24 protein-coding genes are annotated in these 15,442 nt (G+C 69.7%); all 24 read right to left on the bottom strand.

Annotation, left to right across the window (positions count from 1 at the left end; translation table 11 throughout):
- Positions 1-7: 7 nt before the first annotated feature.
- The 24 genes from secY to fusA all read right to left on the bottom strand — a co-directional run bounded on the left by secY (position 8) and on the right by fusA (position 15,358).
- Complete coding sequence (gene secY, locus ACK586_RS01860) at positions 8-1,318, bottom strand: preprotein translocase subunit SecY (RefSeq protein ID WP_409328747.1); 1,311 nt, start codon at positions 1,316-1,318, stop codon at positions 8-10.
- 179 nt (positions 1,319-1,497) lie between these two features.
- A complete protein-coding gene (gene rplO, locus ACK586_RS01855; RefSeq protein WP_409328746.1) occupies positions 1,498-1,941 on the bottom strand; it encodes a 50S ribosomal protein L15 in 444 nt (147 codons plus the stop codon).
- Positions 1,942-1,954: 13 nt separating this feature from the next.
- Positions 1,955-2,134 (bottom strand): 50S ribosomal protein L30, encoded by a 180-nt coding sequence (gene rpmD / locus ACK586_RS01850; RefSeq protein WP_409328745.1) that lies wholly within the window; start codon positions 2,132-2,134, stop codon positions 1,955-1,957.
- Between the two features lies 1 nt (position 2,135).
- The gene (gene rpsE / locus ACK586_RS01845; RefSeq protein ID WP_026857030.1) at positions 2,136-2,750 is read right to left on the bottom strand and encodes a 30S ribosomal protein S5; all 615 of its coding nucleotides are present in this window, start codon (positions 2,748-2,750) and stop codon (positions 2,136-2,138) included.
- A 37-nt stretch (positions 2,751-2,787) separates the two neighbouring features.
- Entirely contained in the window at positions 2,788-3,195 is a 408-nt protein-coding gene (gene rplR, locus ACK586_RS01840; RefSeq protein ID WP_409328744.1) for a 50S ribosomal protein L18, read from the bottom strand.
- On the bottom strand, positions 3,195-3,734 hold the full coding sequence (rplF, locus tag ACK586_RS01835) for a 50S ribosomal protein L6 (protein ID WP_409328743.1): 540 nt from the start codon (positions 3,732-3,734) through the stop codon (positions 3,195-3,197). The genes rplR and rplF overlap by 1 nt, the downstream gene beginning before the upstream one ends.
- A 15-nt stretch (positions 3,735-3,749) precedes the next feature.
- On the bottom strand, positions 3,750-4,154 hold the full coding sequence (gene rpsH, locus ACK586_RS01830) for a 30S ribosomal protein S8 (protein ID WP_425330355.1): 405 nt from the start codon (positions 4,152-4,154) through the stop codon (positions 3,750-3,752).
- Between the two features lie 142 nt (positions 4,155-4,296).
- A complete protein-coding gene (locus tag ACK586_RS01825) occupies positions 4,297-4,482 on the bottom strand; it encodes a type Z 30S ribosomal protein S14 (RefSeq protein ID WP_113838243.1) in 186 nt (61 codons plus the stop codon).
- A gap of 34 nt (positions 4,483-4,516) precedes the next feature.
- Positions 4,517-5,101: a 50S ribosomal protein L5 gene (gene rplE, locus ACK586_RS01820; RefSeq protein WP_409328741.1), complete on the bottom strand. Its 585-nt coding sequence runs from the start codon at positions 5,099-5,101 to the stop codon at positions 4,517-4,519.
- Between the two features lie 5 nt (positions 5,102-5,106).
- Positions 5,107-5,466, bottom strand: coding sequence for a 50S ribosomal protein L24 (rplX, locus tag ACK586_RS01815; RefSeq protein WP_425330354.1), 360 nt, complete (start codon positions 5,464-5,466; stop codon positions 5,107-5,109).
- Between the two features lie 2 nt (positions 5,467-5,468).
- Entirely contained in the window at positions 5,469-5,837 is a 369-nt protein-coding gene (gene rplN / locus ACK586_RS01810) for a 50S ribosomal protein L14 (protein ID WP_029433456.1), read from the bottom strand.
- Between the two features lie 228 nt (positions 5,838-6,065).
- On the bottom strand, positions 6,066-6,377 hold the full coding sequence (rpsQ, locus tag ACK586_RS01805; RefSeq protein WP_409328740.1) for a 30S ribosomal protein S17: 312 nt from the start codon (positions 6,375-6,377) through the stop codon (positions 6,066-6,068).
- The gene (gene rpmC / locus ACK586_RS01800) at positions 6,374-6,607 is read right to left on the bottom strand and encodes a 50S ribosomal protein L29 (protein WP_236825794.1); all 234 of its coding nucleotides are present in this window, start codon (positions 6,605-6,607) and stop codon (positions 6,374-6,376) included. Before rpmC ends, rpsQ begins: the two co-directional genes overlap by 4 nt.
- Positions 6,607-7,023, bottom strand: coding sequence for a 50S ribosomal protein L16 (gene rplP / locus ACK586_RS01795; protein WP_409328739.1), 417 nt, complete (start codon positions 7,021-7,023; stop codon positions 6,607-6,609). The genes rpmC and rplP overlap by 1 nt, the downstream gene beginning before the upstream one ends.
- Positions 7,024-7,026: 3 nt before the next feature.
- Positions 7,027-7,962: a 30S ribosomal protein S3 gene (gene rpsC, locus ACK586_RS01790; protein WP_409328738.1), complete on the bottom strand. Its 936-nt coding sequence runs from the start codon at positions 7,960-7,962 to the stop codon at positions 7,027-7,029.
- Entirely contained in the window at positions 7,962-8,426 is a 465-nt protein-coding gene (gene rplV / locus ACK586_RS01785) for a 50S ribosomal protein L22 (RefSeq protein WP_425330353.1), read from the bottom strand. The genes rpsC and rplV overlap by 1 nt, the downstream gene beginning before the upstream one ends.
- Positions 8,427-8,445: 19 nt before the next feature.
- Positions 8,446-8,727 carry a 30S ribosomal protein S19 gene (rpsS, locus tag ACK586_RS01780; protein WP_026857017.1) on the bottom strand — a complete coding sequence of 94 codons (282 nt, stop codon included), beginning with the start codon at positions 8,725-8,727 and terminating at the stop codon, positions 8,446-8,448.
- Between the two features lie 23 nt (positions 8,728-8,750).
- Entirely contained in the window at positions 8,751-9,584 is an 834-nt protein-coding gene (rplB, locus tag ACK586_RS01775) for a 50S ribosomal protein L2 (protein WP_409328737.1), read from the bottom strand.
- 46 nt (positions 9,585-9,630) lie between these two features.
- The gene (rplW, locus tag ACK586_RS01770; RefSeq protein WP_409328736.1) at positions 9,631-9,933 is read right to left on the bottom strand and encodes a 50S ribosomal protein L23; all 303 of its coding nucleotides are present in this window, start codon (positions 9,931-9,933) and stop codon (positions 9,631-9,633) included.
- The gene (gene rplD / locus ACK586_RS25580; protein ID WP_425330352.1) at positions 9,930-10,880 is read right to left on the bottom strand and encodes a 50S ribosomal protein L4; all 951 of its coding nucleotides are present in this window, start codon (positions 10,878-10,880) and stop codon (positions 9,930-9,932) included. Before rplD ends, rplW begins: the two co-directional genes overlap by 4 nt.
- Complete coding sequence (rplC, locus tag ACK586_RS01760) at positions 10,877-11,542, bottom strand: 50S ribosomal protein L3 (protein WP_409328735.1); 666 nt, start codon at positions 11,540-11,542, stop codon at positions 10,877-10,879. The genes rplD and rplC overlap by 4 nt, the downstream gene beginning before the upstream one ends.
- Positions 11,543-11,551: 9 nt before the next feature.
- Positions 11,552-11,857, bottom strand: a complete 306-nt coding sequence (rpsJ, locus tag ACK586_RS01755) for a 30S ribosomal protein S10 (RefSeq protein ID WP_014742859.1) — start codon at positions 11,855-11,857, stop codon at positions 11,552-11,554.
- 116 nt (positions 11,858-11,973) lie between these two features.
- Positions 11,974-13,167: an elongation factor Tu gene (gene tuf / locus ACK586_RS01750; RefSeq protein WP_409328734.1), complete on the bottom strand. Its 1,194-nt coding sequence runs from the start codon at positions 13,165-13,167 to the stop codon at positions 11,974-11,976.
- Between the two features lie 91 nt (positions 13,168-13,258).
- Positions 13,259-15,358, bottom strand: coding sequence for an elongation factor G (fusA, locus tag ACK586_RS01745; protein ID WP_409328733.1), 2,100 nt, complete (start codon positions 15,356-15,358; stop codon positions 13,259-13,261).
- Positions 15,359-15,442: the final 84 nt, after the last annotated feature.

The raw sequence follows: 15,442 nt of genomic DNA, 5'->3' as shown, positions 1-15,442 counted from the left end.
ACGCGCACTACTTCAAGAACCCTTCGTAGTTGCGCTGGTTCAGTTGCGTCTCGATCTGCTTCACCGTCTCCAACCCCACTCCGACCATGATGAGCACCGCCGTCCCGCCGAACGGGAAGTTCTGGTTCTGCCCCTCCTGCGTCACCGAGAGGAACAGGTTGGGCAAGACTGCCACGGTCCCCAGGTAGATCGACCCGGGGAGGGTGATCCGGGAGAGCACGTACTGCAGGTACTCCGCGGTGGGCCGCCCGGGCCGGATGCCCGGGATGAAGCCGCCGTAGCGCTTCATGTCGTCGGCGCGCTCCTCGGGGTTGAACGTGATCGACACGTAGAAGTACGTGAAGAAGACGATCAGGCCGAAGTAGATGGCGATGTGCGCCCAGCTGCTCTGGTTGATGACGTAGTTCTCGAAGAACCGCCGGACGACGCCGGTCTCGTCGCCCTGCAGCTGCGTGATGAGCTGCGGGAGGTACAGCAGCGACGAGGCGAAGATGACCGGGATGACGCCGGCCTGGTTCACCTTGAGCGGCAGGTAGGTCGACGTCCCGCCGTACATGCGGCGGCCGACCATGCGCTTGGCGTACTGGACCGGGATGCGCCGCTGCGCCTGCTCGACGTAGACGACCGACGCGATGATGACCAGGGCCAGCAGGCAGATCAGCGCGAACACGATGCCGCCGCGGGTCTGCAGGATGGACCCGCCCTCGGCCGGGATGCGGGCGGCGATCGACGTGAAGATCAGCACGGACATGCCGTTGCCGATCCCCTTCTCCGTCAGCAGCTCACCGAGCCACATGATCACGGCGGTGCCGGCGGTCAGGGCGATGACCAGGATGACCGTGGCCCAGATGGAGTCCGACGGGATGATGTCGCGGTTGCAGCCCGGGAACAGCTGACCGCTGCGGGCCAGCGCGATGATGCCGGTGCTCTGCAGCACGGCGAGCGCGATCGTCAGGTACCGGGTGTACTGGGTCAGCTTGGCCTGACCCGACTGCCCTTCCTTCTTCAGCTGCTCGAACCGCGGGATGACCACCACGAGCAGCTGCACGATGATGCTGGCCGTGATGTAGGGCATGATGCCCAGCGCGAAGACCGACAGCCGCAGCAGCGCACCGCCGGAGAACAGGTTGACCAGCGAGTAGATGTCCCGCTGGCTGGAGTTCTGGGCGGCCTCGAGGCAGCTGTTGATGGCCTCGACGGACACGCCGGGGCCGGGCACGGCCGCGCCCAGCCGGTAGATGGCGATGACCCCCAGGGAGAAGAGGATCTTGCGCCGGAGGTCTGGCGTCCGGAACGCCGCGGCGAACGCCTGCAGCACGTGCCCTCCCCGAGTCGGTCGTGTGAGTGTACGGACCTCCCTGCTCCCCACCGCTCGCAGGCTCGCGGCGGGTCCCTGCAGGGCGTCCGGGTGTGGTGCCTGCGAGGTCCTGAGCAGCAGACGACCCCCGGAGCGCACGCCTGGGTGTCAGCAGGCGCGCCCCGGGGGTCCTGGGCTGCTCAGAGGACCGTGGTGCTGCCCCCGGCCGCGGTGATCTTCTGGGCGGCCGACGACGAGAAGGCGTGGGCGGACACGTCCACCGCCACGCCACCGAGCTCGCCGGTGCCGAGCACCTTGACCAGCTGGCCGCGACGCACGGCGCCGGCCTCGACCAGCGCGTCGACGTCGACGGTGCCGCCCTGCGGGAAGAGCGCCGCGATCCGGTCGAGGTTGACGACCTGGAACACGACCTTGTTCGGGTTCTTGAAGCCCGAGAGCTTGGGCAGACGCATGTGCAGGGGCGTCTGACCACCCTCGAACCGCGCCGAGGTGGTGCCCCGGGCGCCGGTGCCCTTGGTGCCGCGGCCGGCCGTCTTGCCCTTGGAGCCCTCACCCCGACCCACCCGGGTCTTCTTGGTGTGGGCGCCCTCGGCCGGGCGCAGGTGGTGGACCTTGAGAGTCATGGCGTGTCCCTGCTCAGATTTCCTCGACGGTGACCAGGTGCGGCACCGTCGCGACCATCCCGCGGATCTCGGGACGGTCCTCCTGCACGACCGAGTCGTTGATCCGCTTGAGGCCCAGCGAGCGCAGCGTCTGGCGCTGGTTGGGCTTCGTGCCGATCGCGGACCGGATCTGGGTGACCTTCAGCTGAGCCATGTCAGACCCCCTGGCCCGCACGCGCCCGCAGCATGGCGGCAGGAGCGACGTCCTCGAGGGGCAGACCGCGGCGGGCCGCGATCTCCTCGGGACGCACCAGGTCCTTCAGGGCCTGCATGGTCGCGTGCACGATGTTGATCGGGTTCGACGAGCCGAGGCTCTTCGAGAGCACGTCGTGGATGCCGGCGCACTCCAGGACGGCGCGCACCGGGCCACCGGCGATGACGCCGGTACCGGGGCTGGCCGGCTTGAGCAGCACGACACCGGCGGCCGCCTCACCCTGCACCGGGTGCGGGATGGTGCTGGCGATGCGCGGCACCTTGTAGAAGTGCTTCTTGGCCTCCTCGACGCCCTTGGCGATCGCCGCGGGCACCTCCTTGGCCTTGCCGTAGCCGACGCCCACGGTGCCGTCGCCGTCGCCCACGATCACCAGGGCGGTGAAGCTGAAGCGCCGACCACCCTTGACGACCTTGGACACGCGGTTGATGGCCACCACGCGCTCGATGTAGTTGCTCTTCTCGGCGGGAGCGCCGCCCGGCCCCCGCCCGCCGTCACGACGGTCGCGGCGGTCGTTACCGCCGCCGGCGCCGCCGCCGCGTCGCTGTGGTCCTGGCATCAGACGTCCCTCTCACTGTTGGTGTGCGTGCTGGTCATCAGAAGTCCAGACCGCCTTCGCGGGCGCCGTCGGCCAGCGCGGCGATCCGGCCCTGGTAGCGGTTGCCGCCACGGTCGAACACGACCGCGGTGATCCCCGCCGCCTTCGCGCGCTCCGCGACCAGCGCACCGACCTGGCGGGCCAGGGCGGACTTGTCGCCCTCCGTGCCGCGCAGGCCGGCGTCCAGCGTGGACGCGCTGACCAGGGTGTGGCCCACGGTGTCGTCGACGACCTGGGCGTGGATGTGGCGCGAGCTGCGCTTGACCACCAGGCGCGGGCGCTCCGGCGTGCCGGAGACCCGCTTGCGCAGCCGGTTGTGCCGGCGCAGCCGGGAGACCCGGCGCGCGGTGCTGACGTCGGTGCCCACGGGCGTGTGGACCCGAGCACTCTTCTCGGTCTGTGCCATCACTTACCCGTCTTCCCGACCTTGCGCTTGACGACCTCACCCTGGTAGCGGACGCCCTTACCCTTGTACGGGTCGGGGCGACGCAGCTTGCGGATGTTGGCCGCGACCTGGCCCACCTGCTGCTTGTCGATGCCGGCGACGCGGATGCGCGTCGGCGACTCGACCGTGAACGTGATGCCCTCCGGCGCCTTGACCGGCACCGGGTGGCTGAAGCCCAGGGCGAACTCGAGGTCCGACCCGCGGGCCTGGACGCGGTAGCCGACGCCGACGATCTCGAGGGTCTTGGTGTAGCCCTCGGTCACGCCGGTGATCATGTTGGCGATGAGGGTGCGCGACAGCCCGTGCAGGGCCCGGCTCTCCCGCTCGTCGTCCGGCCGGGCCAGCTGCAGCGTGCCGTCCTCACCGCGCGCCACCGTGATCGGGGCGGCGACGGTGTGGGACAGGGTGCCCTTGGGGCCCTTGACGCTGACGGTCTGGCCCTCGATGGCGACGTCCACGCCGCCGGGCACCGGAACCGGGAGTCGTCCGATCCGTGACATCTCTGCTCGCTCCTCTTACCAGACGTAGGCGAGGACTTCCCCACCCACGCCCTTCTTGTTCGCCTGGCGGTCGGTCAGCAGGCCGGTCGAGGTGGAGATGATCGCCACCCCGAGTCCGCCGAGGACCTTGGGCAGCGCGGTCGACTTGGCGTACACGCGCAGGCCCGGCTTCGACACCCGCCGGACTCCGGCGATGCTGCGCTCGCGGTTGGGGCCGTACTTGAGGTCGACGACCAGCTCCTTGCGGGTGGTGCCGTCCTTCTCGACCTCGTTGACCTGCCAGCCGGCGATGTACCCCTCCTGCTGGAGGATCTCGGCGATGTGCGTCTTCAGCTTGGAGGACGGCATCGTCGTCGAGTCGTGGTACGCCTGGTTGGCGTTGCGGATCCGCGTCAGCATGTCCGCGATCGGGTCGGTCATCGTCATGGGTGTCGTGCCTCTCTCGCCGCGGTTCCGCACGCGGATCTCGCGCAGGCCTCTCGGCGGGTAAGGACCCCCCTGCCCCCCGTCGCTCGCACGCTCGCGACGGGACCCTGCAGGGCGGCCATGTCAGGTGTTCCCGTTACCAGGAGGACTTGCTGACGCCGGGGAGCTCCCCGGCGTGCGCCATCTCCCGCAGGCAGATCCGGCAGAGGCCGAACTTGCGGAACACCGCGTGCGGACGACCGCAGCGCTGGCAGCGGGTGTAGCCGCGGACCGCGAACTTCGGCTTGCGGGCCGCCTTGTTGATCAGGGCCTTCTTGGCCATGTCGTCTCCTCTAGCTCTCTCGTCCGGCCCGGTCTCAGCGGGTCGTCGGAACGACGGGCTGGCCGGCGAAGGGGAAGCCGAGGAGCCGGAGCAGCTCGCGTCCCTCGTCGTCGTTGGTCGCGGTCGTGACCAGCGTGATGTCCATGCCGCGCGGCCGGTCGATCTTGTCGACGTCGATCTCGCGGAACATCGACTGCTCCGTCAGGCCGAACGTGTAGTTGCCGTGGCCGTCGAACTGCTTGGCGTTCAGGCCGCGGAAGTCGCGGATGCGGGGCAGGGCCAGCGACAGCAGCCGGTCCAGGAACTCCCACATGCGGTCGCCGCGGAGCGTGACCTTGGCGCCGATCGGCATGCCCTCGCGGAGCTTGAACTGCGCGATGGACTTGCGGGCGCGGACGACGGCCGGCTTCTGGCCGGTGATGGCGGTGAGGTCGCGGACCGCGCCGTCCATCAGCTTGGCGTCACGGGTCGCCTCACCGACGCCCATGTTGACGACGATCTTGGTCAGCCGCGGGATCTGCATGACGTTCTCGAAGCCGAACTCCGACTGCAGCGCCGGCACGATCTCGTCGCGGTACCGGGCCAGCATGCGGGGCAGCTCACGGGTGGGTGCGCTCATGTCGGTCAGAGGTCCTTACCGGTGCGCCGCGAGACCCGGATGCTGCGGCCTTCCTCGTCCTTGCGGTAACCGACCCGGGTCGGCTTGTCCTCGGAGTCGATCACCATCACGTTGCTCACGTGGATGGGAGCCTCCTGCGTGACGATCCCGCCCTGCTGGGCGCCGCGCTGGTTGGAGCTGATCCGGGTGTGCTTCTTGACCCGGCCGACGCCCTCGACGAGCACCTTCTGCGTCTGCGGGTAGGCGGCGATGACGCGGCCCTTCGCGCCCTTGTCCTTGCCGGACAGGACGACGACCTGGTCGCCCTTCTTCACCTTCATCGACGGCGCCTTGCGCGTGCCGTTGTCGTTCTTGTGGGCAGCCATGCTCACAGCACCTCCGGAGCGAGCGAGATGATCCGCATGAAGCGCTTGTCGCGGAGCTCACGGCCGACGGGGCCGAAGATGCGCGTGCCGCGCGGGTCGCCGCTGTCGCGGATGATCACCGCGGCGTTCTCGTCGAAGCGGATGTAGGAGCCGTCGGGACGCCGACGCTCCTTCACGGTGCGCACGACGACGGCCTTGACGACGTCGCCCTTCTTCACACCGGCACCCGGCAGCGCGTCCTTCACGGTGGCGACGATGACGTCACCGATGCCCGCGTAGCGTCGCCCGGACCCGCCGAGGACACGGATGCAGAGGATCTCCTTGGCACCCGTGTTGTCGGCGACCCGCAGTCGCGACTCCTGCTGGATCACGTCCTACTCCCATTCTCAGTGGTGACAGCCGGGCCGGATCGGTGAACCGGCTGTCCGATACCCACGTGCGGACGCACCGGCAGCGGGGCCGCCGGTGCTGACCGTCACGAGGTACCGGGATGCGGCGCGCACCCGCGGGCGGCGCCAGTCGTCCAGAGTACCTGCTCCGGACACGACCCCGGAGGGCCGGTCGGCGGGACCCCGCTCACGCGAGGCCCCGCCCGGGGATCACTTCGCCTTCTCGAGGACCTCGACCAGCCGCCACCGCTTGGTGGCCGACGTCGGCCGGGTCTCCATGATCTGCACGCGGTCGCCGATGCCGGCGATCCCCTGCTCGTCGTGGGCCTTCAGCTTGCTCGTCCGGCGGATGACCTTGCCGTACAGGCCGTGCTTCACCCGGTCCTCGACCTCGACGACGATGGTCTTCTCCATCTTGTCGCTGACGACGAGGCCCTCCCGGACCTTGCGGTAGCCGCGCCCGGCCAGCCCGGGGCCCGACGCGGTCGCTTCGTTGGCGGTCGCCGACTGGGACTCGCTCATGCCACACCCTCGCTCGGGGCGACCGACAGGCCCAGCTCGCGCTCACGCATGATCGTGTAGATCCGCGCGATGTCGCGGCGGACGGTCTGCAGCCGCCGGTTGTTGTCCAGCTGGCCGGTGGCCACCTGGAACCGCAGGTTGAACAGTTCTTCCTTGGACTCGCGCAGCCGCGAGGCGAGCTCGTCGACAGAGAGCTCGCGCAGCTCCGGAGCGGTCAGACCGGCGGCCATCACACCTCTCCTTCACGCGTGATGAAGCGGCACTTCATGGGCAGCTTGTGGATGGCCCGGCGCATGGCCTCGCGAGCGACCGGCTCGGCCACGCCGGAGAGCTCGAAGAGCACCCGGCCCGGCTTCACGTTGGCCACCCACCACTCGGGCGAGCCCTTGCCCGAGCCCATGCGGGTCTCGGCCGGCTTCTTGGTCAGCGGGCGGTCCGGGTAGATGGAGATCCACACCTTGCCGCCACGGCGGATGTGCCGCGTCATGGCGATACGGGCGGACTCGATCTGCCGGTTGGTCACGTAGGCCGGCTCCAGGGCCTGGATGGCGTAGTCACCGAAGTTGATCGCGGTGCCGCCCTTGGCCCGGCCGGAGCGGCTCGGGTGGTGCTGCTTGCGGTGCTTGACGCGCCGTGGGATGAGCATGGCTCAGCTCTCCTGGTTCTCGGATGCCGTCGCCTCGGTGGACGTCGCCTCGGCGGCCGTCTCGGCGGCACTGGTGGCCTCCGGACCGGCCAGCTCGGCGACCGTCGTCTCCGGGGCCTCGCCCGACGTCTGCGCGACGACGGCCTCGGTGGTGTCCGCCACCGGCCCGGTGCCCTCGGCGGCCGCGCGGCCGGCCTCGGTCCCGCCGGCGGTGGTCCCGCTGGAACCCGAGCGGCGCTGCGGGCGCTGCGCGCGCTCGCGACGCTGCTGGCGTGCGGCCAGGGCCTCGAGGGCCTCGCGCTCGGCCCGCGAGCCGCTCACGTCGCCCTTGTAGATCCACACCTTGACGCCGATGCGGCCGAACGTGGTGCGGGCCTCGTAGATGCCGTAGTCGATGTTCGCGCGCAGGGTGTGCAGCGGCACGCGGCCCTCGCGGTAGAACTCCGACCGGCTCATCTCGGTGCCGCCCAGGCGACCGGAGCACTGCACCCGGATGCCCTTCACCTGCGGGCTGCGCTGGGCCGACTGCATGGCCTTGCGCATGGCGCGGCGGAAGCTGACCCGGCTGGACAGCTGCTCGGCGACACCCTGGGCGACCAGCTGCGCGTCGGCCTCGGGGTTCTTCACCTCGAGGATGTTCAGCTGGACCTGCTTGCCGGTGAGCTTCTCCAGCTCACCGCGGATGCGGTCGGCCTCGGCGCCGCGGCGACCGATGACGATGCCCGGGCGCGCGGTGTGGATGTCGACGCGGACCCGGTCACGGGTGCGCTCGATCTCGACCTTGGAGATGCCGGCCCGCTCCATGCCCTTGGACATGAGCTTGCGGATGGCGACGTCTTCCTTGACGTAGTCCTTGTACAGCTTGTCGGCGTACCACCGGGACTTGTAGTCGGTGGTGATGCCGAGCCGGAACCCGTGCGGGTTGACCTTCTGACCCACTAGCGGGTCCCTCCCCTCGTGTTGCTCTTCTGCTGGGTCGCGGGGCCGGTCTGGCCGGTGTCCCGGCGCGCCTTGCGCGACTTCTGCGCGAGCTCGGCGCTGCCGGCGACCTCGCTCACCTCGATGGTGATGTGGCTGGTCCGCTTGTTGATGCGGAACGCCCGGCCCTGCGCCCGCGGACGGATCCGCTTGAGCGTCGGACCCTCGTCGACGAACGCGGCGCTGACGACCAGCGCGTTGCGGTCGAGCTGCAGGTTGTGCTCGGCGTTGGCGACGGCACTGGCCACCACCTTGGCCACCGGCTCGCTGGCGGCCTGCGGCGCGAAGCGCAGCAGGGCCAGGGCCTCGTCGGTCGGCAGGTAGCGGATCAGGTCCACCACCCGGCGTGCCTTCATGGGGGTGACGCGGACGAACCGGGCGGTGGCCCGGGCGACCGGCGTCTCCTGCCCCAACTGGGAAGTCATCTCTGGGATCTCCTCGCCGTCAGCCGCGCCGCGACCGGCGGTCGTCCTTGACGTGCCCACGGAAGGTGCGCGTGGGCGCGAACTCGCCGAGCTTGTGCCCGACCATCGCCTCGGTCACGAAGACCGGGACGTGCTTGCGGCCGTCGTGCACGGCGATCGTGTGCCCGAGCATGTCGGGGATGATCGTCGAGCGCCGCGACCAGGTGCGGATGACGTTCTTGGTGCCCTTCTCGTTCTGGGCGTCCACCTTCGCGAGCAGGTGGTCGTCGACGAACGGGCCCTTCTTCAGGCTGCGTGGCATGTCTGTCGAGCTCCTCTACCCGCTCAGCGCTTCTTGTTGGTACGCCGGCGGCGCACGATCATGGAGTCCGAGGCCTTGCGCTTGCGCGTGCGGCCCTCGGGCTTGCCCTTCGGGTTCACCGGGTGGCGCCCACCGGAGGTCTTGCCCTCACCACCACCGTGCGGGTGGTCCACCGGGTTCATGGCGACACCGCGGACGGTCGGGCGCTTGCCCTTCCACCGCATGCGGCCGGCCTTGCCCCAGTTGATGTTCGACTGCTCGGCGTTGCCCACCTCGCCGACGGTGGCGCGGCAGCGCACGTCGACGTTGCGGATCTCGCCCGACGGCATGCGCAGCTGGGCGAACCGGCCCTCACGGGCGACGAGCTGGACGCTGGTCCCCGCCGACCGGGCGATCTTGGCGCCGCCACCGGGACGGAGCTCGATGGCGTGGACCACGGTGCCGACCGGGATGTTCCGCAGCGGCAGGTTGTTGCCCGGCTTGATGTCGGCGGCGGGGCCGCACTCCACCGTGTCGCCCTGCTTCAACCGGGCCGGCGCGATGATGTAGCGCTTCTCGCCGTCGGCGAAGTGCAGCAGCGCGATGCGCGACGTCCGGTTCGGGTCGTACTCGATGTGCGCGACCTTCGCCGGCACGCCGTCCTTGTCGGCGCGACGGAAGTCGATGAGCCGGTAGGCGCGCTTGTGCCCGCCACCCTGGTGGCGGGCCGTCACCTTCCCGTGCACGTTGCGCCCGCCGCGGCCGTGCAGCGGCCGGACCAGCGACTTCTCGGGATGGTCACGGGTGACCTCAGCAAAGTCGGCGACGCTCGAGCCGCGGCGGCCCGGCGTCGTCGGCTTGTACTTGCGGATAGCCATCTGACTGGAGTCCTCTATATCTCTGGTCCGGATCGGTCACGGCGCCTCAGGCGCCGGGACCGCCGAAGATCTCGATGCGGTCGCCGGGGGCGAGCGAGACGATGGCGCGCTTGGTGTCGGGGCGCTTGCCCATCCGGTTGCCCCGGCTGCGCTTCTTCTTGCCCTGACGGTTGATCGTGTTGACGTCGAGGACCTTCACGTTGAAGACCTGCGCCACGGCGATCTTGATCTGCGTCTTGTTGGCATCCGGGTGGACCAGGAACGTGTACTGGTTCTCGTCCAGGAGCCCGTAGCTCTTCTCCGAGATGACCGGCGCGAGCAGGACGTCCCGGGGGTCGCGGAAGGTCACGCCTTCTCCTCCTCGGCAGTGTCGGTGGTGCCGTCCTGGCCGGTCGCCTCGTCGCTCGGGGCGGTGGCGTCGGGACCGGCGTTGGCGGCGGCGGCCTGCTCGGCCGGCGCCGACGCGGCCTCGGCCGCGGAGGCCGGAGCCGGATCCCCGTCCTTCGGCGCCCGCTTCGGCGCGGCGGCCGCGGCGGCACCGGCGGAGCCGGACACCTCGACCGTGCCCTCGCCCGCGGCCGGCGCGATCGACGGGACGCCGCCCGGCGTCTCGTGCGTCGACAGGTCGGGCTTGTCGGCCTTGCGGGCCGGGCCCGCGACGAACTCGGCGAGCGCGGCCTCGGTGAAGACCACCTCGTCGGCGACCAGCACGTCGTAGGTGTTCAGCTGCCCGGCCTCCAGCAGGTGCACCCGGGGCTCGTTGCGCAGGCTGACCCAGTTGAGGACGTCGTCGCGGTCGAGCACCACGAGCACGCGCTTGGCCGAGGTCACGGCGTCGAGCGCCTTGAGCGCCTCCTTCGTCTTCGGGGCGTCGCCCTCGACGAAGGTGGTGATCACGTGCACGCGGTCCTCGCGGGCCCGGTCGGACAGGGCGCCACGGAGGGCGGCGGCCTTCATCTTCTTGGGGGTCCGCTGGGTGTAGTCACGCGGCTGCGGCCCGTGGACCGTGCCACCGCCGGTGAACTGCGGCGCGCGGATCGAGCCCTGCCGGGCGCGACCGGTGCCCTTCTGGCGGTACGGCTTGGTGCCACCGCCGCTGACCCGCCCGCGCGTCTTGGTGGCGTGCGTGCCCTGGCGCGCGGCGGCCAGCTGGGCCACCACGACCTGGTGCATCAGCGAGACGTTGGCGTTGGCGTCGAAGAGCTCACCGGGCAGCGTCACGCTGCCGGAGGTCTCGCCCGCCGGCGTCCGGACGTCGACCTGTCGGTCGGTCCGGGCCTCAGTGGACTGGGTCACTGGTCGTCACTCCCCACGGGACCGCCCTTGACGGCCGAGCGGACGAGCACGAGGCCGCCCTTCGGGCCGGGGATGGCGCCCTTGATCAGCAGCAGCCCGCGCTCGGTGTCCACCTTGTGGACGACCAGCGAGAGCGTCGTCGTCTTGACCGCGCCCATGCGGCCGGCCATCCGCAGGCCCTTGAAGACCCGGCCGGGGGTCGAGGCCCCACCGATCGAGCCGGGCGAGCGGTGCTTGCGCTGGGTGCCGTGCGCGGCGCCGAGGCCCTTGAAGCCGTGCCGCTTCATGACGCCCGCGGTGCCCTTGCCCTTGCTGGTGCCGATGACGTCGACCTTGGCGACGCCGTCGAACACCTCGGCCGTCAGCTCCTGGCCGACGGTGTAGGTGGAGGCGTCGTTGGTACGCAGCTCCACCACGTGGCGGCGCGGCGTGACGCCGGCCTTGGCGAAGTGGCCGCCCTCGGGCTTGTTCACCTTGCGGGGGTCGATCTCCCCGAACCCGAGCTGGACGGCCGAGTAGCCGTCGACCTCGGGGGTGCGCACCTGGGTGACCACGCACGGCCCCGCCTTGACGACGGTCACCGGCACGATGCGGTTGTTCTCGTCGAAGACCTGGGTCATGCCCAGCTTCTCGCCGAGGAGTCCGCGGAAGTTGCTCGCCATGACTCCCCCTTACTGGATGTTGACGTCGACCGAGGCCGGCAGGTCGATGCGCATGAGCGCGTCGACCGTCTTCGGCGTCGGGTCGAGGATGTCGATGAGGCGCTTGTGCGTGCGCATCTCGAAGTGCTCCCGCGAGTCCTTGTACTTGTGCGGGGACCGGATGACGCAGTACACGTTCTTCTCCGTCGGCAGCGGCACCGGGCCGACGACGCGCGCTCCGGTCTTCGTCACCGTGTCCACGATGCGCCGCGCCGAGGCATCGATGGCCTCGTGGTCGTAGGCCTTCAGCCGGATGCGGATCTTCTGTCCCGCCATCGCCTTGTCTCGCTCCTGCCGATCGTAAGTCTGTCTGTGGTGGGTCCGAGCACGAGCGGGAGCCCGGACCCGGGAGACGGGCGGCCGCCGGTCCGGCAGCCGCCCGTCCGCGGGTGCTACTTGTTGATCTTGGTGACGCGACCGGCGCCCACGGTCCGGCCACCCTCGCGGATGGCGAACTTGAGGCCTTCCTCCATGGCGATCGGCTGGATCAGCTCGACCGTCATCTCGGTGTTGTCGCCGGGCATGACCATCTCGGTGCCGGCGGGCAGCGTCACGACGCCCGTCACGTCCGTCGTCCGGAAGTAGAACTGCGGACGGTAGTTGTTGAAGAACGGCGTGTGCCGGCCACCCTCGTCCTTGGAGAGGATGAAGACCGAGGCCTCGAAGTTCGTGTGCGGGGTGATGGACCCCGGCTTCACGACGACCTGGCCGCGCTCGACGTCCTCGCGCTTGATGCCGCGCAGGAGCAGACCGACGTTGTCACCGGCCTGGCCCTGGTCGAGCAGCTTGCGGAACATCTCCACGCCGGTGACGGTGGTCTTGGTCGAGGTCGGGCGGATGCCGACGATCTCGACCTCCTCCGACACCTTGACGATGCCGCGCTCCACGCGACCGGTCACGACGGTGCCGCGGCCGGTGATGGTGAAGACGTCCTCGACGGGCATGAGGAACGGCTTGTCGATGTCGCGCTCCGGCTCCGGGATCGCGGTGTCGACGGCGTTCATCAGCTCCATGAGCTTGTCGCCCCACTCGGCGTCGCCCTCGAGGGCCTTCAGCGCCGAGACGCGGACCACGGGGACGTCGTCGCCCGGGAACTCGTACTCGGACAGCAGCTCGCGGACCTCCAGCTCGACGAGCTCGAGGATCTCCTCGTCGTCGACCATGTCGGCCTTGTTCAGCGCCACGACGATGTAGGGGACGCCGACCTGGCGGGCCAGGAGCACGTGCTCCTTGGTCTGCGGCATCGGGCCGTCGGTGGCGGCGACCACGAGGATGGCGCCGTCCATCTGCGCGGCACCGGTGATCATGTTCTTGATGTAGTCGGCGTGCCCGGGGCAGTCGACGTGCGCGTAGTGACGGTTCTCCGTCTGGTACTCGACGTGGGCGATCGAGATCGTGATGCCGCGGGCCTTCTCCTCGGGCGCCTTGTCGATCTGGTCGAAGGCCGACGCCTCGTTGAGGTCCGGGTACTTGTCGTGCAGCACCTTGGTGATCGCCGCGGTCAGGGTGGTCTTCCCGTGGTCGATGTGCCCGATGGTGCCGATGTTGACGTGCGGCTTGGTCCGCTCGAACTTGGCCTTGGCCACTGGGTTCCTCTCCTCGTGGTGTCGCAGTCGTGCGCGAACTCTGGGGTGGGGTTGCTGGGGGGTGCCGGGCGGATGGGCTTCGCCCGGCGGGTCACTCGCCGGTCGCCTTGGCGATGATCTCCTTGGCGACGTTCTGCGGGACCTCGGCGTACGAGTCGAACACCATGGTGTAGCTCGCCCGCCCCTGGGTGCGGCTGCGCAGGTCGCCCACGTAGCCGAACATCTCCGAGAGCGGGACCAGGGCCCGGACGACGCGGGCGCCGGAGCGCTCCTCCATCGCCTGGATCGTCCCGCGCCGGGAGTTCAGGTCGCCGATGACGTCACCCATGTAGTCCTCGGGGGTGACGACCTCGACGGCCATCATCGGCTCGAGCAGGGCCGGGCTGGCCTTGCGGGCGGCCTCCTTGAAGACCATCGAGCCGGCGATCTTGAAGGCCATCTCCGAGGAGTCGACCTCGTGGTACTGGCCGTCGATGAGGGTCGCCTTGACGCCCACCATCGGGTAGCCGGCGAGGATGCCGTACTGCATGGCGTCCTGCATGCCCTGGTCGACCGAGGGGATGTACTCCTTCGGCACGCGACCACCGGTGACGGCGTTGACGAACTCGTAGGTCGCCGAGTCGCCGCTGATCTCCAGCGGCTCGAGGGTGACCTGGACCTTGGCGAACTGGCCGGACCCACCGGTCTGCTTCTTGTGGGTGTAGTCGACCTTCTCGACGGCCTTGCGGATCGTCTCGCGGTAGGCCACCTGCGGCTTGCCGACGTTGGCCTCGACCTTGAACTCTCGCCGCATGCGGTCGACGAGGATCTCCAGGTGCAGCTCGCCCATGCCGGAGATGACGGTCTGGCCGGTCTCCTCGTCGAGGCGCACCTGGAAGGTCGGGTCCTCCTCGGCCAGCTTCTGGATGGCGGTGCCGAGCTTCTCCTGGTCGCCCTTGGTCTTCGGCTCGATGGCGACCGAGATGACCGGGGCCGGGAAGGTCATCGACTCCAGGATGACCGGGTTCTGCGGGTCGCAGAGGGTGTCACCCGTGGTGGTCTGCTTCAGCCCGACGACGGCGACGATCTGGCCGGCGCCCACGCCCTCGCGCTCCTCGCGCTTGTTGGCGTGCATCTGGTAGATCTTGCCGATCCGCTCCTTGCGGTCCTTGGTGCTGTTGAGCACCGGCGAACCGGAGGAGAGCTTCCCGGAGTACACGCGGATGTAGGTCAGCTTGCCCAGGTGCTGGTCGGTCTGGATCTTGAACGCCAGCGCGGAGAACGGCTCGTCCTCGTCCGCGTGCCGCAGGACCTCGGTCTCACCGTCGAGCGCGGTGCCGACGATCGCCTCGATGTCCAGCGGGCTGGGCAGGTAGTCGACGACCGCGTCGAGCAGCGGCTGCACGCCCTTGTTCTTGAACGCGGTCCCGGTCAGGACCGGGTTCACCTGGGCGGTGATGGTCGCCTTGCGGATCGCGGCCTTGAGGCGCTCGACGGTGATCTCCTCGCCGCCGAGGTAGGCCTCCATGAGGTCGTCGTCGGTCTCGGCGATCGTCTCGAGCAGCTTCTCGCGGTACTCGGCGGCCTGGTCGGCGAGCTCGGCGGGGATCTCCTCGACGGCGTAGTCCTCGCCCATCTTGGTCTCACCGCGCCAGGTGAGCGCGCGCATCTGCACCAGGTCGACGACGCCGATGAAGTCGGCCTCGGCCCCGATCGGCAGCTGCAGCACGGCCGGGTTGGCGGCGAGCCGGTCGACCATCATGTCGACGCAGCGGAAGAAGTCCGCACCCGTGCGGTCGAGCTTGTTGACGAAGCACATCCGCGGGACGCCGTACTTCTCGGCCTGCCGCCACACCTGCTCCGTCTGCGGCTCCACGCCGGCGACCCCGTCGTAGACGGCCACCGCACCGTCGAGCACCCGCAGCGACCGCTCCACCTCGACGGTGAAGTCGACGTGCCCGGGGGTGTCGATGATGTTGATGTCGTGGTCGTTCCAGCTGCACTTCGTCGCGGCCGACGTGATGGTGATGCCGCGCTCCTGCTCCTGCTCCATCCAGTCCATCGTGGCCGCGCCGTCGTGGACCTCACCGATCTTGTAGTTGATCCCGGTGTAGAAGAGGATGCGCTCGGTCGTCGTGGTCTTGCCGGCGTCGATGTGCGCCATGATCCCGATGTTGCGGGTCCTGGCGAGCTGGGCCTCGTTGCTGGCCATCTCTTCTCTCCTCTTCGGTTCGGTCCGCGCGGGTGTCCGGGGGTGGCCCGGACTGCCCGCCGGCCGCGGGTGCCGGCCGGGCCG

It is taken from the genome of Trujillonella humicola (genome assembly GCF_046233715.1).
GTDB lineage: Bacteria > Actinomycetota > Actinomycetes > Mycobacteriales > Geodermatophilaceae > Trujillonella > Trujillonella humicola.
This window is presented reverse-complemented; position numbering and strand designations above follow the sequence as displayed.

Excerpts from the sequence above, each read along its gene's own strand:
- rplO (WP_409328746.1), bottom strand. The coding sequence starts at position 1,941 with ATGACTCTCAAGGTCCACCACCTGCGCCCGGCCGAGGGCGCCCACACC.
- rpmD (WP_409328745.1), bottom strand. The coding sequence starts at position 2,134 with ATGGCTCAGCTGAAGGTCACCCAGATCCGGTCCGCGATCGGCACGAAG.
- rpsE (WP_026857030.1), bottom strand. The coding sequence starts at position 2,750 with ATGCCAGGACCACAGCGACGCGGCGGCGGCGCCGGCGGCGGTAACGAC.
- rplR (WP_409328744.1), bottom strand. The coding sequence starts at position 3,195 with ATGGCACAGACCGAGAAGAGTGCTCGGGTCCACACGCCCGTGGGCACC.
- rplF (WP_409328743.1), bottom strand. The coding sequence starts at position 3,734 with ATGTCACGGATCGGACGACTCCCGGTTCCGGTGCCCGGCGGCGTGGAC.
- rpsH (WP_425330355.1), bottom strand. The coding sequence starts at position 4,154 with ATGACCGACCCGATCGCGGACATGCTGACGCGGATCCGCAACGCCAAC.
- ACK586_RS01825 (WP_113838243.1), bottom strand. The coding sequence starts at position 4,482 with ATGGCCAAGAAGGCCCTGATCAACAAGGCGGCCCGCAAGCCGAAGTTC.
- rplE (WP_409328741.1), bottom strand. The coding sequence starts at position 5,101 with ATGAGCGCACCCACCCGTGAGCTGCCCCGCATGCTGGCCCGGTACCGC.
- rplX (WP_425330354.1), bottom strand. The coding sequence starts at position 5,466 with ATGGCTGCCCACAAGAACGACAACGGCACGCGCAAGGCGCCGTCGATG.
- rpsQ (WP_409328740.1), bottom strand. The coding sequence starts at position 6,377 with ATGAGCGAGTCCCAGTCGGCGACCGCCAACGAAGCGACCGCGTCGGGC.
- rpmC (WP_236825794.1), bottom strand. The coding sequence starts at position 6,607 with ATGGCCGCCGGTCTGACCGCTCCGGAGCTGCGCGAGCTCTCTGTCGAC.
- rplP (WP_409328739.1), bottom strand. The coding sequence starts at position 7,023 with ATGCTCATCCCACGGCGCGTCAAGCACCGCAAGCAGCACCACCCGAGC.
- rplV (WP_425330353.1), bottom strand. The coding sequence starts at position 8,426 with ATGACTTCCCAGTTGGGGCAGGAGACGCCGGTCGCCCGGGCCACCGCC.
- rpsS (WP_026857017.1), bottom strand. The coding sequence starts at position 8,727 with ATGCCACGCAGCCTGAAGAAGGGCCCGTTCGTCGACGACCACCTGCTC.
- rplB (WP_409328737.1), bottom strand. The coding sequence starts at position 9,584 with ATGGCTATCCGCAAGTACAAGCCGACGACGCCGGGCCGCCGCGGCTCG.
- rplC (WP_409328735.1), bottom strand. The coding sequence starts at position 11,542 with ATGGCGAGCAACTTCCGCGGACTCCTCGGCGAGAAGCTGGGCATGACC.
- rpsJ (WP_014742859.1), bottom strand. The coding sequence starts at position 11,857 with ATGGCGGGACAGAAGATCCGCATCCGGCTGAAGGCCTACGACCACGAG.
- fusA (WP_409328733.1), bottom strand. The coding sequence starts at position 15,358 with ATGGCCAGCAACGAGGCCCAGCTCGCCAGGACCCGCAACATCGGGATC.